The sequence below is a fragment of the Paraburkholderia bryophila genome (genome assembly GCF_003269035.1).
Lineage (GTDB): Bacteria > Pseudomonadota > Gammaproteobacteria > Burkholderiales > Burkholderiaceae > Paraburkholderia > Paraburkholderia bryophila.
The window spans coordinates 116941-134130 of sequence record NZ_QLTK01000010.1 but is presented as its reverse complement, the minus strand read 5'-3'; the positions used below and the strand labels follow the sequence as shown (position 1 = coordinate 134130).

The window sequence follows — 17190 nt, the reverse complement described above, 5'->3', positions numbered from 1 at the left end:
GCCACGCACGGTGACGCCGGACTGGCCGGAACTGTTCGCAAGACGCAGCAATCGGTGTGCCAGTATGGTCCGGAAAGACGCGAGGAGGGGGGCGAGCGTGCGGCCCGCAGGAGGATGCGGGGAACGCTGGAAGATGGGAGAGCGGTGGGCCGAGGCCTGGTCAAGCCTGGTAATGCTGCGGCCCGCGTGTAAATCAGGCGGCGTCGCCCGGGTTTTACACGGGGCGTCGGACGAGCCGTGCGGGTCGCACGGTCACCCGAAAAAACCGGCTCGGCAATGCGCCTACGACCCAACCAGGCCCGCTGCGATGTTCACGCACAAGCCCAACACCGCGACGTTGAAGTAGAACGACAGGATCGACTGCGCGAGCGCCGCGCGGCGAATCGTGCGCGAGCGCAACACGACGTCCGAGGTTTGCGAAGCCACGGCGATGGTGAACGAGAAGTACAGGAAGTCCCAATAGTTCGGTTCGAGCTGGTGGTCCGGAAACAGCAGCGGCGTTTCCTTGACGTCCGTGTCGTAGTAGAGCCGCGCATAGTGCGACGTGAAGATGGTCGGGATCATGAACCATGCGCCAACCATCGTCAGGCCAGTCAGCACATAGTGCCAGGCGGTCGACGCGCCCGCCGTACCCTTCGCCGAGGCCAGCTCGAGCACGATCGCGGCCAGGCTGGCAACCGTTGCCACGCAGATGATGGCCAGCACCACGCCCGCGTTTTCATCGTCGCGGCGGGCGTATTCGCGCACGTCGCCTTCGTCGGCGAGCGCCATGTGTACCCAGATCAGCACCAGATAGGTCCAGACGGCGGCGTCCCAGCCGGCGAGGCCCAGCACCATGGGACGCGTGTGGGCGGGCAATGCGAACGCGGCGACGACGCCGACGGCCAGACCGATCAGCATGCGGGGCCGATTGCGAAGAACCTGCGGGAGAAATTGTGTGAGCATGGAATGTAGGAGCGTGGGCATCGATGTCGCGGATTCTACCCGCGCTTCGAGCACCATTTGTCGAATGGGCGAGTCACAGGCTATAGTCTTTCGCAGCGGCCTTGCGCGCCGCTTTCAGTTGAAAGGCGATTGGCAGGCTGAGGTTTTTTGCATCGAAGACCGCTGAAGCGGCACCAGACCAGGTTTGGGGTAGAGCATCGAGGTAGCGCGCAAAGGGCATCCCTGTATCGCCGCGTTGCCCGTTGAGTACGTATGACTCACGATCGACTCACCATCTGGAGTCCCCATGACAGATGTTCCTGAGAAAAATAATGCGCACCACGAAGTGACGCATTCAACCGGGTTGTCGTCGTCTGCTTCGTTGCCGAAATCGTTTCCAGCGTCATTTTCCGCGTCGCGCAGAGCGTGGGTGCTCGGCGCTTGCGCCAGCGCCGTGGCGCTCGCGTTTGTCGGCGCCGGCCGCTCGCTCTCATGGATCGCTCCGGCCTTCGCCGATGTGCCCGCAGGCGGTGGCCTCGACGCTTTCGTCGCACTCTCGCAGCGCCTCACGGCCCACGCCAGCTTCGACCCGATCCTCAGCAAGCGTTACTACGACGCACTCGTTAAATCCGACAGCCAGTTCGCCCAGAACGTCGCTGCGCTCAACACGTGGCTGCAAGGCCATGGCGGCGTGCCGTCCGATACGGTCACGCAGGCCTTGCAGGCGGAGCAACCGGCGCTCGCGAAAACCGTGGGCGCGATCATGCGCGCGTGGTATTTGGGCCTCGTCGGCGAGATGCCGCATGTGGACGTGATCGCCTATGAAAAGGCGCTGATGTTCGAGCCCGTGAAAGACGTGCTGACCATTCCGTCGTATTGCCGCGACGTGCCGTTCTACTGGACGCAGAAACCGGTCAGCGCCTGACGCAACGACGTTCCCCGGTCGATATAAAAGAGGGCAGCAATGGCAAACTCAAATTCCGCCGACATCGTCGTAGTCGGTTCGGGCGTGGCGGGTGGCCTGGTCGCGCATCAGATGGCGCTGGCCGGTGCATCGGTGATTCTGCTCGAAGCCGGGCCGCGTATTCCGCGCTGGCAGATCGTCGAGAATTTCCGTAACTCGCCGGCCAAGTCCGATTTCGCAACGCCTTATCCGTCCACGCCCTACGCGCCGCATCCCGAGTACGCGCCCGCGAACAATTATCTGATCCAGAAGGGCGATTATCCGTACAACTCGCAATACGTGCGGCTGGTGGGCGGCACCACCTGGCACTGGGCGGCGGCCGCGTGGCGCCTGCTGCCGTCGGATTTCCAGTTGCACAAGCTGTACGGCGTGGGGCGCGACTGGCCGTATCCGTACCAAACGCTCGAACCGTGGTACTCCGCGGCGGAAGCGCAGTTGGGCGTGTCGGGCCCGGATAGCTCGATCGATCTCGGCTCGCCGCGTTCGAAGCCTTATCCGATGAGCGCGTTGCCGCTCTCCTACATGGATCAGCGCTTTAGCGACGTGCTCAACGCGCAGGGCTTCAAGGTCGTGCCCGAACCGGTGGCGCGCAACAGCCGTCCGTACGACGCGCGGCCCACCTGTTGCGGCAACAACAATTGCATGCCGATCTGCCCGATCGCCGCGATGTACAACGGCGTGGTGCATGCGGAAAAAGCGGAGCAGGCCGGCGCGAAACTGATACCCGAGGCGGTGGTGTACCGCGTCGAAGCGGACAACAAAGGGCTGATCACGGCGGTCCACTACAAGGACCCGAACGGCAACAGCACGCGCGTGACGGGCAAACTGTTCGTGCTCGCCGCCAACGGCATCGAAACGCCGAAGCTGATGCTGATGTCGACCTCCGACAAATTCCCGCACGGCGTGGGCAACAGTTCCGACCAGGTGGGCCGCAACCTGATGGACCATCCGGGCACCGGCGTGACTTTCCTCGCCAACGAACCGCTGTGGCCTGGGCGCGGGCCGATGGAAATGACCTCGATCGTCAACTTTCGCGACGGCGCGTTCCGCTCCGATTACGCGGCCAAGAAACTGCATCTGTCGAACGGCGTGCCGACCATGAGCGTGACCGCCGCGCTGCTGGGCAAAGGCCTCACGGGCGCCGAACTCGATCGGCAGATTCGCGATCGCGCGGCCCGCACGCTGAACATCAACAGCTTCCACGAGCATCTGGCCGAGCCGCAGAACCGGGTGGTGCCGTCGGCGGATCACAAGGACGCACTCGGCATTCCCCAGCCGGAGATCTACTACTCGATCAACGACTACGTCAAGAAAAGCGCGGCCAACACGCACGAACTCTACGCGCAGATCGCCAACCTGTTCGGCGGCGCCGAGGTTTCGTTCGACGATACTTTCGCCCCCAACAATCACATCATGGGCACCACGATCATGGGCAGCGACCCGGCGGATTCGGTCGTCGATGCGGATTGCCGCACGCACGATCACTCCAATCTGTTCATCGCCAGCAGCGGCGTGATGCCCACCGCGGCTTCGGTGAATTGCACGCTGACGATCGCGGCCTTGTCGCTGAAACTGGCCGACAAGCTCAAGCGTGAAATCTGAGCCCTGAACGGAGAGTCACCATGACGAAGAATCTCTCGCGCGGGCAGCCGGCTCAGTCGATCGTTGGGCACACACGGCGGCGTTTCCGGGTCGCGACGCTGGCGGCGGCGTTCTCGCTGTTCGCGCTGTATGTGGCGTGGTACGAAGCGCACGGGCCGAATGCGCCGCATAACGACGAACTGCCGATCATGCAGGCGCATGCCGACGATGCGTCGCAAGCGCCCGGCAATGCGCCTGGCGGCGCGGCCAACGGTGTAGCCAACAACGCGGCCACGCCCGGCGCCGCGGCCGGCAGCAGCGATCTGGTCAAACGCGGCGAATACCTCGCGCGGGCCGGCGATTGCGTGGCGTGTCACACGGCGGACAAAGCCCGCCCGTTCGCGGGCGGCCTGCCGATTAACACGCCGTTCGGCACGATCGTGACGCCGAACATCACGCCTGATCCGGACACCGGCATCGGCCAATGGAGCGACGCCGATTTTCTGCGCGCGATGCACGAAGGCATCGGCAAGAGCGGCGAGCGGCTCTATCCCGCGTTCCCGTATGCGGAATACACCAAGGTCACCGATCAGGACGTGCTGGCGATTCGCGCGTATCTGAACACGCTCACGCCGATCCACTACGCGCCGCCGAGCGACAGCCTGAATTTCCCCTTCAACCAGCGCTGGTTGATGGTGTTCTGGAACATGTTCAATTTCACCGAGGGTCGTTTCATCCCCGATCCGAAGCAAAGTGCCGAGTGGAATCGCGGCGCGTATCTGGTGGAGGGTCTCGCGCATTGCGAGGAGTGCCATACGCCGCGTAATTTCACCCAGGGTTTGAAGACGAGCTCGCGCTTCTCCGGCGCGCTGCAGGCGGGCTGGCATGCGTACAACATCACGCCGGACAAGAACAGCGGCGTGGGCAACTGGAGCGACGACGAACTGGTTTCGTATCTGTCGACCGGCGCGGCGCCGGGACGGGCCAACGCGGCCGGTCCGATGGCCGAAGTGGTGACCGACAGCACGCAATACCTGACGCGCGAAGACCTCGGGTCGATCGTCGCGTATCTGCGCTCGGTGCCGCCGATCAGCGGCGGCGAAGCGCGGCCGCGCGACCAGTGGGGCAATCCCGCCAACGACGTCACGGCCTTGCGCGGCACGACGATCAACGCGGTGAACGGCGCGCAACTGTTCGTGGCCAACTGCGCAACCTGTCATAGCTGGACCGGCCAGGGCGTGGGCGCGAGCGCGCCGGGGGCGTATCCGTCGCTGATCCATAACTCGGCGGTCGGCGCGAGCGACGCGAACAATCTCGCGATGGTGATCCTGCACGGCGTCAGCCGGACCACGAAGCAGGCGGACGTGCTGATGCCCGCCTTCGGCACCGAACTCACCGACGATCAGATCGCCGCCATCACCAACTATGTGACGAAACAGTTCGGCAATCCTCAGTCGACAGTGACCGTCGATCAAGTCGCCAAGCTGCGGACTCAGCAATAGCGACCGCGCAAAGCGCGTGTTTCCGGAGAGGGCTACCGGAAACACGCGGGTTTGGCGTCGATTCGCATCAATTTTGCCTTCAGCGCGCCGGGATACGATGGGCAACGCGCATACGTCGCGCGTCTGTCGCATTATCATGGGCTCATGGATTCCGTACTCGTCAACCCTGTTCAGCATCATTCGTCCAATACGAGCGGCCGCGATTTCGTGGTCGGCGATCTGCATGGCTGCGTCGATGCATTGCGCTATCTGCTGCGCACCATCGCGTTCGATCCCGCGCGCGACCGGCTGTTCTCGGTCGGCGATCTGGTCGATCGCGGCGAGCACTCCGAGCAGGCGCTGACGCTGCTCGATAAGGCGTGGTTTTTCCCGGTGCTCGGCAATCACGAAGACACGCTGTGCGGTGTCGCCGATGGCCGCATGCGGCGTCAGTGGTGGTACGGCATTGGCGGCGCGTGGGCGGCGGATTTGCCCGACGAACGCTTGCAGCACTACGCGGAGCGGTTGCGCACGTTGCCGCTGGTGCGGGTGGTGGGCAGCGGCAAGGAGCGCTTCAATATTCTGCATGCCGAATTCTTCGGCTCGGATGCCGAACTCGACGCGGGGAATTTTTCCGCCGATACGCGTCAGCAGTTGCTGTGGGGTCGTGGCCTTGCTTTGGGCAATAGCGATCCCGCGCGTCAACGCGGTCTCTCGCTGACCTATTGCGGCCATACGCCGATGCGCGATATCCAGCAGATTGGTTCGCAGGTGTTCATCGATACCGGCGCGTTCGGCCCCGGCGGCAAGCTGACGATCGTGGAGCCGCAGGCGTTGCGGCGCTGGTCCGTCTCGACCGACGATGCGCGTGCCGATGGCGCGGCGGCGTTGGCGTTGCCTTGAGAGGCTTCGCGCGGCGCTCGTTTGCGCTTTTACGCGCGCCTTCTTGTTGTTGATTCAACCGTTTGCGTATCAGCCCACCTGGTTGAGTTCGAACACCATATCCACGCTCGTGCCGTTCCAGTTGTATTCCAGATACGCGGCGTGATGACAGTCGCGCAGCGGCGTGGTTTTGAACGCGGCGAGGCATTCGCCTTGCGGGTCTCGCACCGACGGATACGCAATGCCCGGCGCGCCCGCTTCGCGCGCCGCGCGGCCAAGTGCTTGCCCGGCCAGATAATCGTCCGGCGACAGCACTGCGAGATCCAGCGACGCGTCGCCGCGAATGTCCACCACGTTACCTTGCGCGATAACCGTGTAGAGGCGCATTTGCTGACGCATGGGCGCTTCGGCAGTTGCCTGCAGAAATTTGCCCGTGTGATAACGCGTCTCGGCGATTGCGGTGGCGCGCGAGCGCGCGCAATAAAACACGCCGTAGCTGCCGTCGGAAAAGCGACTGCCCAGCGGATTCAGATGCGTCAACGCGGCCATGATCGGTCCATAGCCCGGCCCGAAGCGGCGCTCTTCGTAAGGCACCAGATCGAGTTCGCCGACTTCGGTGCGCAGACGGTCGTTGGTCATCGCCTCGAGCGCGTATAACGCGTCGAAATCTTGTGGCGACGCCACCCGGTCGAACAGATTGACGGCCGGAAAGCGTGTGGGAATCACCCGATATGCGGGTAACCAGTCGAGCCGCGCCGTGCGCCAGCGGTCCTGCCAATGCGGTTGTGTCACGCCCAGCCGCCTCGCATTGCGTCGAGATACTGGCGCACGGCCACGAGATCGCTGATGTTGCCGGCCAGCATGCGGTCTAGCGCGCGACGCCCGCCGAAGGGCGGCGCGCTGTTGGGGCGCTTGATCCAGGAGTCGGCGGCGCCGGCTTGCGGCAGCAGGATTTGCAGCGCCTTGTAGATGCCGAGCAGCAGCGACAGGCGTTCGAGCGTGTCGCGCCCGACGCGGGCCGTTTCAGGCGTCGCTTTCCATTTGAAGAAGGTGGAGCGGCCAGGCGAGCCGAGCAGCACGATCTGCTCTTCGGCGCTCAAGTCCCAGTCGCGCGCGATGTTGAAGAAAGCGCGCAGACCCGCTGCGGACATTTCCGTTAGCGAGGGGGCCGAAGCGGGCCGTCGAATCGGCGCGTCGGGCTGGGAGGCACGGGCGGCGTGAGCCATGAGCGGGTGAGTCCTTTTATGTACTTAAAATATATAATAGTCTAGATGTGGATTTTTGCAAGGGAATATAATCCCCGGCTCGTCAGGTAGTGGCAGATCAGGAGAAGCAGGAGATGTGGGTTCGAGTAGCAGCAACGGCGCTGGCCGTGTGGTGTGTGTCGGGTGCGGCGGTGGCTGCGGGTTATGCGGAAACGTGGAATCCGCCGGAAGCGACGGGGCATGCGGCCAAACAGGCCGGGAAGACGAAGCAGGTGGGGAAGGTTAAGGCTTCCGGCGGTTCGAAGGCGGGCTCGAAAGCGAGGGCGAAGGTCGCCTCGTCGAAGAGCGCGTCAAAAACCGCTTCCGGGCATACGGCGAGCGCTCAGCATGGGGCGCAGCGCGTGGCGTCGGGGTCGGCGCCGGTGCCAGGTAAAGGTGGCAAGCCGGCGACGCATGGCGCGGTAAAGAAAGTGACGGCCAGGAATGGGAGTGCAAAAGGAACCGTCAAAGCGCTGGGCACCACAGGCAGCAAACCCGGCAAATCCAGCAAGCCGAAAGCAGCCGTGATGGCGCAGGGTAAGAAGCCGCACGCGCAACTGGTGACGGCGAGACCCGCGCAGGGCAAGGTCACACACGCCAACCTGGTTCAAGGACACGCGACGCATCCGCACGCGGCCAAGGTTGCGGCGAAACCGGCTGCGACGAAACTGGCCGTAGCTCAAGCTAATGCGCCGGCTCAAAACGCAAACGTTAGCGCCAGTCCGGCGCCGATGACCTCCACGTCCAACGACCCGGCGACTGCCAGCAGCGGCTCGTTGCCGCCGATTCTTCACTAACCGCGAATTCAGCCGGCACGTTTGCGTTTAGCCTTGGTCTCCGGCGGTCCCAGCGCCGTGCGGCCCAGTTCCACGATCCGCGCCGACAGCTTTTCCAGGCGCGGCGACTGCACCTTCCAGGCGTGCCAGTACAACTCGACGTCGGTAGGCTGTTTCGGCGCGAGATCGATCAGTTCGCCGCGCTCCACGGCATCGCCGAATTCCAACTCCGGCACCATCCCATACGCCAGGCCGCGCTGGATCGCCATGTAGCGCGGCACTGGCGCGGGCACGTAATGGCACGGATACGCCTCCGGCGGCAAGCCGAAGCGTGTCTCGAGAAAGCGCGCCTGCAATGCGTCCTTGCGTGAGGACAGGATTACCGGCGCGCGCCGCGCGCTCTCACGCGTCAAGCCGTTCGGAAACCAGCGCTCGACGAACGCCGCAGACGCCACCATCCGGTAGCGCATCGCCCCGAGCCGTTCGGCGAAGCAGCCGCGCATCGGCGCGGGTTCGGTGGTGATGCAGCCGATCGCCAGGCCCGACGCGAGCAGCGCATGTGTGTGGTCCTGATCGTCGACGGTGAGATCCAGCAGCACGTTTTCCTGCAGCAGGATGTCCGAGAGCGCGGGGAAAAACCACGTGGATAGCGTGTCCGCGTTGACAGCGGCGGCGACGCTCAGCAGTGCCTCGTTGGCGCCCGCCAGATCGCTCGCGAAGTCGTCTTCGAGCAGCGCGGCGCGCCGTAGAAACTGCAGCAGGCGCTGGCCCATCTGCGTGGCGCGACACGGGCGCGTGCGCACGATCAGCGGGTTGCCGAGACGCGTTTCGAGCGCCCGCACCCGCTGCGATACCGCCGACGACGTGAGATTCAGCCGCACGGCGGCCTGCTCGAAACTGCCGGTTTCGATGACCGCGCGCACGGCGGCGGTTTGTCGGGGGTCGAGGTCCACGGTTCGTTTTTTGAGTGAGTTGATTTTCTAGCTTAAGCGAAAGGCGGCGGAGTTTATCTGTGCGTTGCGGCGCCGAGTCTTTATGTCACTGTGCGGCCAACCCATGCGTCACCAGCCGCAACGTTTCCACCGAACGCGAATCCCGCACCCGCGAGTGCAGCGTCACCCGCGATTCCGGCAGCGTCGGCAAGCCCAGCCGCTCGCCGACATCGACCAGACCGCGCGGCGCGACCCGACGCGCGAGCGGCGACGCTGCCAGCCCCGCCGCGACCGCGGCGCCGACCGCCGCGACACCGCCGCCGACGAACACCTCCTGCCACGCGATCCCCGCCTCCGCCAACGCACGCAGCGCCACTTCGCGCACGTTGCACGGCGGGCTAAGCAAGGCCAGCGCTAGCGGCTCGCCGACGCGCGGCAGCCATTCCGGCGTGGCCAGCCAACCGAGCGGTTCGCTGAAGAGCACCTGGGTATCGTCGCGCGGCGGCTCCTCCGGACCATAACGGACGATCACCGCGTCGAGCCGGCGTTCGTCGAATTGCGCGAGCAGCGCGGTGGAGGTGCCCATGTGCAGTTCCACCACCAGACCCGGATCCTGCGCATTAAGCCTGCCGAGCAACTGCGGCAATTCGGGCCCCGCGACATGCTCGCTGAGTCCCAGTACCAACCGGCGGCGTTCCACGGACAGCGAACCCAGCGCCCGTTCATGCGCGTTCAACAGGTCGCGGGCCGCGCCGAGGAACGCGTTGCCGTCGCCGGAGAGGCGCACCACGCGGGGCGTGCGCTCCAGCAACTGCTTGCCCAGGTGCGCTTCCAGCCGCTTGAGCTTGAGGCTCACGGCCGATTGCGTGGTGTCGAGCGCATCCGCCGCGCGCGTAAAGCTGCGCAGATCGGCCACCAGAACGAAGGCGCGGACCGCATCGAGGTCGAGTACTTTCATTTCAGTCGAATATAGATGAAATCATCAATGATGTCTGTTTATTATGAATCAGCGCGCCTAAGCTGTGTCTACCCAATCACTGCAACCGAGGAGATTCAACATGCCGCTCACACGAATCGCATTGCGCGCCGGCAAGCCGGCTGAATACCGGAAAGCGTTGACGCAAAGCATCCAGCGCTCGCTGGTGGAGACCTGCAACGTGCCGAAGGACGACATCTTCATGTTGATCACCGAGCACGATGCCGGCAATTTTGTCTACGACAACCAGTATCTGAACGTTGAGCGCAGCGACGATCTGGTGATCATTCAGATCACGTTCAACAACACGCGCACGCTCGACCAGAAAAAGGCGCTGTACAAGCACATGGCGGATGAACTGGCGGAGTCGCCGGGGCTGCGACGAGAAGATGTGTTCATCAATCTCGTCGAGGTGCTGAAGGAGAATTGGTCGTTCGGCAACGGCATCGCGCAGTACGCGCTTTGAGGGACGCGGGGTACGTGTCGTAGCGGGAAGCTTCCCGACGCAAAACGGGCGGTATGGCCGATTCGGCTCGCTTGATGGAGCCGTGTTCGGCCATACCGCCCGTTCGCTGTCCGGCCGCGAAAAACGCCGCCGTCAAGCCCGTCAAGCAATCGTATCGACGACCCCACCATCCACGCGCAGCGCCGCGCCGGTGGTCGCCGAAGCCTGCGGCGAGCACACGTACACGACCATGTTCGCCACTTCCTCGGTGCTGGCCGCACGCTGGATGATCGAACTGCTGCGGTGCGCGCGCACGAATTCGGTGGCGACCTGTTCGACGGTTTTGCCTTGCTCGCGCGCGGTGTCTTCCACCATCGAACGGAATCCGTCGGACAGCGTCGGCCCGGGCAGCACGGAATTCACCGTCACGCCGCTGCCGGCTGCCTGTTTGGCGATGCCTCGCGCAATGCTCAGTTGCGCGGTCTTGGAGAAGCCATAGGCCAGCATATCCGCCGGAATGTTCAACCCCGATTCCGATGAGATGAACACCACGCGCCCCCATTTGCGCTCCATCATCCCTTTCAGATAGTGACGCGTGAGCCGCACGCCGGACATCACGTTGACTTCGAAGTAGCGCGCCCAATCGTCGTCCGGCGTGGAGAAAATGTCGCCGGGACCGAACACGCCGAGATTGTTCACCAGAATGTCTGCCTGGGGCACGGCTTTCGCCAGCGCGTCGCAACCGGCCTGACTGCCGAGATCGCCCGCAAAGCCCTGCAACTGCGCGTGCGGCGCCGTCTTGAGAATGGCTTCGATGGCGCGATCGACGGCGTCCTGCTTGCGTCCGTTGACGATTGTCCGTGCGCCCGACGCGGCGATGCCGGTGGCGATAGCGAGGCCGATCCCCGCCGTGGAGGCGCTGACGATAGCGGTCTTGCCCGATAGATCGATGTTCACTGTTTGCTCCTTGTCGACGTTGCGACGCGTGAGCCGATGTGGCCGCGTCGAAAATAGGAAGGACGGGTGCTCGACGTTTCGAGCAGCAAGTATTCCACGGTTCCGTTTTCGCGGCCGGCTGCGTGCCAGGCTGGCGAGCCGTGGTTCGCGTTGGCGTCGTTATAATGATTTGCTGTCCTTGTTGCTGTCCCTTCGCTCTTCACCACCGTTTCCCGCCATGACAACCGGCCACACCGATCCCTCCCACGAATCCCTTGAGCTCGGCGGCTCCGTCTGGTTTCAGGCGGGCGCGCAAACGCTCGGCGGCGCGTCGCGGATCGCGCTGCTCGCGGCGATCCGCGAAACCGGTTCGATCACCAGCGCGGCAAAAGCGGTCGGCATGAGCTACAAAGGGGCGTGGGACGCCGTCGACACGATGAACAATCTCGCCGGCGAGCCGCTCGTCGTGCGTCTGACCGGCGGCAAGGGCGGCGGCGGCACCACGCTCACGCCGCGCGCCGTCAAGCTGATCGAGACGTTTCGCGCGGTCGAGCGCGAGCATCGGCGCTTTCTGGAGCGCGCCGGCGCGGCGATCGAAGGATTCGCGACGGATTGGGATCTGATCGGCCGCATCGGTGTGAAAACGAGTGCGCGCAATCAGCTTTACGGCACGGTGTCGGCGGTGACGCGCGGCAGCGTCAACGACGAAGTGTCGCTGGCGCTGGCCGGCGGGCATGAAATCGTTGCGGTGGTCACGCATGAGAGTACGGAGACACTGGGGCTGGCGGTGGGGTCGGCGGCGTTCGCGCTGATCAAGGCGTCGTGGGTCGTGCTGCTGGTCGAGGACGACAGCGGCACGCCGCTCAAGCTGTCGGCGCGCAATCAGTTGCGCGGCACGGTGCTGAGCGTGAAACGCGGGGTGGTGAGCGCCGAGGTGTCGCTCGGGCTGGACGGCGGCGCGGTGATCACGGCGGTGGTGACCAATGAGAGCGTCGACACATTGGGACTGGCGGAAGGTTCGGTCGCGGTCGCGGCGTTCAAGGCGTCGAGCGTGATACTCGGCGTGAAGGATTGAGCTTGCGGGCCGTGCGCCAACGCTTGCCGGGATTCAGGACTCGCTGCGCACATACCCCGTGAACGCCCGATGCTCGCGCACGCAGCCGTCGCTGACTTGCACGACCTGATCGCCGAATGCCGCGACGTCGTCGGGATCGTGCGTGATCAACACCATCGGAATATCGAGCCGCGTTTGCAGATCCGATAACTCGCGCCGCATGCGCTGACGCAACGCGCTATCCAGTGCGGAAAACGGCTCGTCCAGCAGCAGCAACCGCGGTTGCGCGACCAGTGCCCGCGCCAGGGCGACGCGCTGCTTTTGGCCACCTGAAAGCTGCGCCGGATGATTCCCGGCCACGCTCTTCAATTCCAACGCATCGAGCCAGTAATCGACCTGCGGATGCGCGAAGCGCGCACGCGGATTGAGCCAACCCTGCTGCAAACCGAAACCGATGTTCTGCCGCACATTGAGATGCGGAAACAGCGCGTAGTCCTGAAACAGGTAGGCGATCTTGCGCGCCTGCGGTTTCAGATCGATGCCGCGCGCGCTGTCGAACAGCGCGTCGCCATGCAGCGTGATCGCGCCTTCGTCTGGGCGCAACAGGCCGGCGATCGCCTGCAGCGTCAGACTCTTGCCCGCGCCGGACGGCCCGAACAGCACGACGCGCGGGGTGGTCGCCTGAAATGCGACGTCGAGCGTAAAACGGCGCTCGGCGCTCTGGAATGTCTTGCGGATGTCGACGGCGAGCGGCATGTCAGCGGGACGTCAACAGGGTGTGCTGCGGCACGAGGCGCCCCGCCAGCAACAGGATCACGACGCAGGTCACGGAAGTCACGAGCACGAGGAAATTCGCGGTGCTGTCGTCGCCGGCTTGCACGGCCGAATAGACCGCGACCGACAGCGTCTGCGTGCGGCCCGGCAAGTTGCCCGCGATCATCAGCGTCGCGCCGAATTCGCCGAGCGCGCGGGCGAACGCCAGCAGCCCGCCCGCCAGAATGCCGCGCGACGCCAGCGGCAAGGTCACGCGAAAGAACACGGCGGTCTCGCTGACGCCGAGCGTGCGCGCGGCTCGTTCGAGTTGCGGATCGACGGCTTCAAACGCGGCGCGCGCCGATTTCAGCACGAGCGGAAATGCCACGACGGTCGACGCGATCACCGCGCCTTGCCAGGTGAACACCAACTGGATATCGAAACGATCGAGCCAGCCGCCGATCACGCCGCGCCGCCCGAGCAGCACGAGCAGGTAGTAGCCGAGCACGGTGGGCGGCATGACGAGCGGCAGCGTCAGCAGCGAGTCGACCAGGTCGCGCGCGCCGGAACGCCAGCGCGACAGGCCGAAACCCGCCGCGACGCCAAACACCAGATTGAGCGCGGTGGCCCAGCCCGCTACTTTGAGCGACAGCAAGAGCGGAATCCAGGCCTGTTGCATGGGCGGACGATGCCTCGTTGACTAATGGCGCTCAATGCGCGGGCTTGAAGCCGTACTTCGCCAGCACGGCCTGGCCGGCGGGCGACAGCACGAAGCTGATGAACGCCTGCGCGTCGGCCGCGTGACGGCTGCCTTCGACTTGCGCGATCGGGTAGGTGATCGGCGTCTGCGTCGGCACGTTCAGCGCGACCTTGACCTTGTCCGGCATGACCGCGGCGTCGGTGCTGAAGACGAAGCCAGCGTCGACTTCGCCGCGCGACACGTAGTCGAGGCTTTGACGCACGTTGGCGGCCAGCACGGCCTTGGCGCTAACGGCGTCCCACACGCCCGCGGCCTGCAGCGCGCCTTGTGCATAACGGCCGATCGGCACCGAAGCCGGATCGCCATACGCGACACGTTTTACGTTCGCCGCCGCCAGATCGTTGATGGCGGTCGGCGCGAAGTGGCTGTCCGTCGGCACGATCAGCACCAGCGAATTCGCGGCGAAGTCTTTGCGCGTGGCCGGCACGATCACTTTTTCGGTGACGGCTTTGTCCATGGCTTTCTGGTCCGCGGACGCGAATACGTCGGCGGGCGCGCCCTTGGCAATTTGCTGCATCAGCACGTCGGAGGCGCCGAAGTTGAGCAGCACCTTGGTGCCGGGATGCTGCTGCTCGAACACGTCGCTGACGGCCTTGAAGGCGTTGGTCAGGCTGGCGGCGGCGGAGACCACCAGTTCATCGGCGCGCGCATTGACGCTGACGAGCAGAGAGAAGGCGCTGGCGATGAACAGCACATGTTTCAGAAAGCGGCGGGACAGGGTCATGGAGGCTTGGAAGTCCGACACGGGCCGGAGCGGCAGGTAAAAACGCTATCGTAATATATGAAAGTTTATAGCGGTAACCATGACGATTATTCAACTTTGCGCATAACCCGGACGAGCGATGCGGCAACGGGTCGGCTTGTTAAACGTGGGATGAGCGCGGCGGCGTGAGCGTATTGAGCGTTTGCGACAGCGGCGTGGTGGCCGGGCGGACATCGCGCACGGCCCGCCATTTGGCGCGGATGAATGGCCGCTCATGGCCGGACACCTTCAGCGCGATATGCGTGACCCAGCGTTGCGTCGGCACATGGACGCCGTGCATCAGCAGTGCGAGGACCATCAGACTCGCCGTGACAGGCAGCGCCGAAAGACGGCCGGGTTCGGCATGCCACGCCATGCGCACGAACAGCAGCGCGGCCAGCGCGCCGACCAGACAGCCGGTAATGGCTTCAGAAGGCGAGTGAGCGCTCAACACCACGCGCGACAACCCCACCGCGATACCGGCGGCCAGGCCGAGCACCACGCCGAGCAAACGGATGGCCGGCCGCGACGGCAGCAGCATCAGGAACAGCGCGACCGGATAGACCGCGGTGGACAGCATGGCGTGACCGCTGACGCCGGTGAAATCCAGTTCGCGCACGCCCACGCCCCAGCCGAGAAAAGCCAGCTTGGTCACGGTCGTCACGCCGATGGCCGCGCCCAGCAGCAGCAGCCAGCCTGCCGCCATGCGCCACGAGTAGCCGACCGCCAGCCACAGCGCAATGGCGAACGCGAGCGGCAGCGTCATGCCGGCGCCGCCGAGGCTGGTAATCGCGTACCACAAATGAACGGGTAAATCGGGCATGGCTAGAAGCGCGACCCAGGCCGCGTAGAATCGGTTGGTAGTGAAGTTAACGCGCGAACGGCACGAATCGCCGACTTGGCAGGGCCTCGCACGTCAAAGAATTTACCGCCAGTATAGACGGGTGTCGCGGGGCGGTCCCGCCGCGCGCGACGCTTTCCGGCCCCGGACGTTGGCTGGCGAACAAGCCCTGACGCGGTTTGACGCCGAGTCGGCGACAAGGTTCGCCGGACGGAAATTTCGCGGCTTGGATGTGGTCCATGCCTCCAGCATCGCATGAGGAATGGTGTTATTGTGCATTGCACAACGAAGCACCCTTCCCGTTCTATCGGACGGATTCTGTCCCTTTTTGCGAGGTTATCCGCCGATGGCAAAAAGTCTGTCGAAAATCTGGCTGCGCGGTCTCAAGCGATTGCTGGCGATCCAGGCCGAACCCCTTCACAAAGCCGCCAAGCGCACTCCGGCACGGCCAACTCGGGCCACTACCAGTAAGGCTTCGGCGAAAGTTCGCCCGCTCAAGGCGGCCGCGGTGCGCGCGCCGGCGAAGCGCGAGGCGCCGCGACCTGCCGCACGGGAATCACGGGTGCGTCCGCGCGCGTCGGCGTGGGCGAGTGGCGCCTGGACGCGCTCGTTCCATTCGGCGCCCGCTGCGCCCGGACGGCTGGTCAACCATCTTCAGTACGGCTTGTACATTCCGTCGGGGCACGCACTCGAAGCCATGCCGCTGGTCGTGATGCTGCACGGCTGCACCCAGTCGATCGACGAATTCGCCGAAGGCACGCGGATGAACGTGCTTGCCGACCGCTTCGGCTTTGCGGTGGTGTATCCCGAACAGTCGAAGCATGTGCATTCGCATCGCTGCTGGCATTGGTACGACGCCGGCGAAAGCGCCGGCGGGGCGGAGGTGCGCGCCGTGGTGTCGTTGGTGGATGCGCTGATCGCGCAGCATGGTTTCGACAGCGAGCGCGTCTATGCCGCGGGCATTTCGGCGGGCGCCGGGCTAACCGCGCTGCTGGCGGTCAATTATCCGGACCGTTTCGCGGCGGTGGCGCTGCATTCCGGCCCCGCTTTCGGCGAGGCCCGTTCAGGTATCACCGCTATGGACGTCATGCGGCGCGGCGCGCGCGGTGAGCCGGCTGAACTGGTCGACGCGCTGGTCGATGTAGCGGACTATCCCGGCATGCCGGCGATTATCGTGCACGGCGACGCTGACCACGTGGTCTCGCCGGTCAATGCGGACCAACTGGCGGAGCAGTTCCTCCGCCTGAACCGTATCGTCGACGCGAACGGCGTGCGTAAATCCGGCGAAGTGCGCGAAGAACGCAAGGGCGGCGTGGTCATGCGTGACTACCTGCGCGGCGGACGGCGGGTGGTGCGGCTATGCCGCGTGCAAGGGCTCGCTCATGCGTGGAGCGGCGGCGATGACGTGATCCCGTTCCATTCCGCCAAAGGTCCTGATGCGAGCGCCATGGTGTGGGAATTTTTCAAGCATCAGCGCCGGTCCGGCGTCGGTCGATCGGCGGAAAGCGCTGTCGCAGCGGCTTCCGCTAACGCACGGTGAGGCTGTAACAACAAATCGAAATGAGTCGTAGCGCGTCTCTAGGGTTTTCCCTATAATGCGGGTTATCCCTTAGGCGTTAACGCCTAACACTCATTGTCGAGGTTGACCATGTATCTGCTTAGCCGCCTGTTCCTGTTTTTGACCAAATCGCCCGATCAGCTCGCGAAAGAACGCGCTGACGCTTTCCTCGCCGAAGCCACCGATCTGTACGATCTGGAGTTCCGCATGCGCAAGCTGGATCGCGAAGCGAACCCGCGTCAACCGTCGTGGATGACCCAGCACTGAGCTGCACAAAGTTGAAGCATCGGCGCGAATTCAGACGCCGGTGTCAAGGGTGAAGCGCCCAAGCTGTGATGTGC

The 17190-nt window shown here is 64.5% G+C and carries 19 protein-coding genes; 9 read left to right on the top strand and 10 right to left on the bottom strand.

Features of this window, described 5'->3' with window-relative positions; translation table 11 throughout:
- Nucleotides 1-282: 282 nt before the first annotated feature.
- A complete protein-coding gene (locus BX591_RS17280) occupies nt 283-945 on the bottom strand; it encodes a DUF1345 domain-containing protein (RefSeq protein WP_111932596.1) in 663 nt (220 codons plus the stop codon).
- Between the two features lie 286 nt (nt 946-1231).
- On the opposite strand from BX591_RS17280, the gene BX591_RS17275 reads away from it, so the two are divergent.
- The 4 genes from BX591_RS17275 (at nt 1232) to BX591_RS17260 (ending at nt 5853) form a co-directional block, all read left to right on the top strand.
- Nucleotides 1232-1849, top strand: coding sequence for a sugar dehydrogenase complex small subunit (locus BX591_RS17275; RefSeq protein ID WP_111932595.1), 618 nt, complete (start codon nt 1232-1234; stop codon nt 1847-1849).
- Nucleotides 1850-1888: 39 nt separating this feature from the next.
- Nucleotides 1889-3490, top strand: coding sequence for a GMC family oxidoreductase (locus BX591_RS17270; RefSeq protein WP_111932594.1), 1602 nt, complete (start codon nt 1889-1891; stop codon nt 3488-3490).
- Nucleotides 3491-3510: 20 nt separating this feature from the next.
- On the top strand, nt 3511-4971 hold the full coding sequence (locus tag BX591_RS17265) for a cytochrome c (protein ID WP_111932593.1): 1461 nt from the start codon (nt 3511-3513) through the stop codon (nt 4969-4971).
- A gap of 144 nt (nt 4972-5115) precedes the next feature.
- The gene (locus tag BX591_RS17260; RefSeq protein ID WP_111932645.1) at nt 5116-5853 is read left to right on the top strand and encodes a metallophosphoesterase; all 738 of its coding nucleotides are present in this window, start codon (nt 5116-5118) and stop codon (nt 5851-5853) included.
- 69 nt (nt 5854-5922) lie between these two features.
- Here the strand turns inward: BX591_RS17260 and BX591_RS17255 are convergent, their stop codons facing one another.
- Both BX591_RS17255 and BX591_RS17250 read right to left on the bottom strand, forming a co-directional pair.
- Entirely contained in the window at nt 5923-6624 is a 702-nt protein-coding gene (locus BX591_RS17255; RefSeq protein ID WP_111932592.1) for an RES family NAD+ phosphorylase, read from the bottom strand.
- Entirely contained in the window at nt 6621-7058 is a 438-nt protein-coding gene (locus BX591_RS17250) for an MbcA/ParS/Xre antitoxin family protein (RefSeq protein ID WP_111932591.1), read from the bottom strand. Before BX591_RS17250 ends, BX591_RS17255 begins: the two co-directional genes overlap by 4 nt.
- 113 nt (nt 7059-7171) lie before the next feature.
- On the opposite strand from BX591_RS17250, the gene BX591_RS17245 reads away from it, so the two are divergent.
- Nucleotides 7172-7873 (top strand): hypothetical protein, encoded by a 702-nt coding sequence (locus BX591_RS17245; protein ID WP_111932590.1) that lies wholly within the window; start codon nt 7172-7174, stop codon nt 7871-7873.
- A gap of 8 nt (nt 7874-7881) precedes the next feature.
- Here the strand turns inward: BX591_RS17245 and BX591_RS17240 are convergent, their stop codons facing one another.
- Both BX591_RS17240 and BX591_RS17235 read right to left on the bottom strand, forming a co-directional pair.
- A complete protein-coding gene (locus BX591_RS17240) occupies nt 7882-8805 on the bottom strand; it encodes an HTH-type transcriptional regulator ArgP (protein WP_111932589.1) in 924 nt (307 codons plus the stop codon).
- Nucleotides 8806-8890: 85 nt separating this feature from the next.
- A complete protein-coding gene (locus BX591_RS17235) occupies nt 8891-9742 on the bottom strand; it encodes a LysR family transcriptional regulator (protein ID WP_111932588.1) in 852 nt (283 codons plus the stop codon).
- 100 nt (nt 9743-9842) lie between these two features.
- Between BX591_RS17235 and BX591_RS17230 the strand changes: the two genes are divergently transcribed.
- Complete coding sequence (locus BX591_RS17230) at nt 9843-10226, top strand: tautomerase family protein (protein WP_111932587.1); 384 nt, start codon at nt 9843-9845, stop codon at nt 10224-10226.
- Between the two features lie 141 nt (nt 10227-10367).
- Here the strand turns inward: BX591_RS17230 and BX591_RS17225 are convergent, their stop codons facing one another.
- Nucleotides 10368-11162 carry an SDR family NAD(P)-dependent oxidoreductase gene (locus BX591_RS17225; protein ID WP_111932586.1) on the bottom strand — a complete coding sequence of 265 codons (795 nt, stop codon included), beginning with the start codon at nt 11160-11162 and terminating at the stop codon, nt 10368-10370.
- A gap of 217 nt (nt 11163-11379) precedes the next feature.
- Between BX591_RS17225 and BX591_RS17220 the strand changes: the two genes are divergently transcribed.
- Nucleotides 11380-12216 (top strand): TOBE domain-containing protein, encoded by an 837-nt coding sequence (locus tag BX591_RS17220; RefSeq protein ID WP_111932585.1) that lies wholly within the window; start codon nt 11380-11382, stop codon nt 12214-12216.
- Between the two features lie 33 nt (nt 12217-12249).
- Here the strand turns inward: BX591_RS17220 and BX591_RS17215 are convergent, their stop codons facing one another.
- From BX591_RS17215 to BX591_RS17200, 4 genes are all read right to left on the bottom strand, one after another.
- The gene (locus BX591_RS17215) at nt 12250-12951 is read right to left on the bottom strand and encodes an ATP-binding cassette domain-containing protein (protein ID WP_111932584.1); all 702 of its coding nucleotides are present in this window, start codon (nt 12949-12951) and stop codon (nt 12250-12252) included.
- Nucleotide 12952: 1 nt separating this feature from the next.
- On the bottom strand, nt 12953-13627 hold the full coding sequence (gene modB, locus BX591_RS17210; protein WP_111932583.1) for a molybdate ABC transporter permease subunit: 675 nt from the start codon (nt 13625-13627) through the stop codon (nt 12953-12955).
- Nucleotides 13628-13658: 31 nt separating this feature from the next.
- A complete protein-coding gene (gene modA, locus BX591_RS17205; RefSeq protein WP_111932582.1) occupies nt 13659-14432 on the bottom strand; it encodes a molybdate ABC transporter substrate-binding protein in 774 nt (257 codons plus the stop codon).
- A 139-nt stretch (nt 14433-14571) separates the two neighbouring features.
- Entirely contained in the window at nt 14572-15273 is a 702-nt protein-coding gene (locus BX591_RS17200) for a phosphatase PAP2 family protein (protein WP_111932581.1), read from the bottom strand.
- Nucleotides 15274-15637: 364 nt separating this feature from the next.
- Between BX591_RS17200 and BX591_RS17195 the strand changes: the two genes are divergently transcribed.
- Together BX591_RS17195 and BX591_RS17190 are read left to right on the top strand one after the other, a co-directional pair.
- Nucleotides 15638-16831: an extracellular catalytic domain type 1 short-chain-length polyhydroxyalkanoate depolymerase gene (locus BX591_RS17195; protein ID WP_111932580.1), complete on the top strand. Its 1194-nt coding sequence runs from the start codon at nt 15638-15640 to the stop codon at nt 16829-16831.
- A 108-nt stretch (nt 16832-16939) separates the two neighbouring features.
- Entirely contained in the window at nt 16940-17116 is a 177-nt protein-coding gene (locus tag BX591_RS17190; RefSeq protein WP_105510498.1) for a DUF3563 family protein, read from the top strand.
- The last annotated feature ends 74 nt before the right edge of the window (nt 17117-17190 follow it).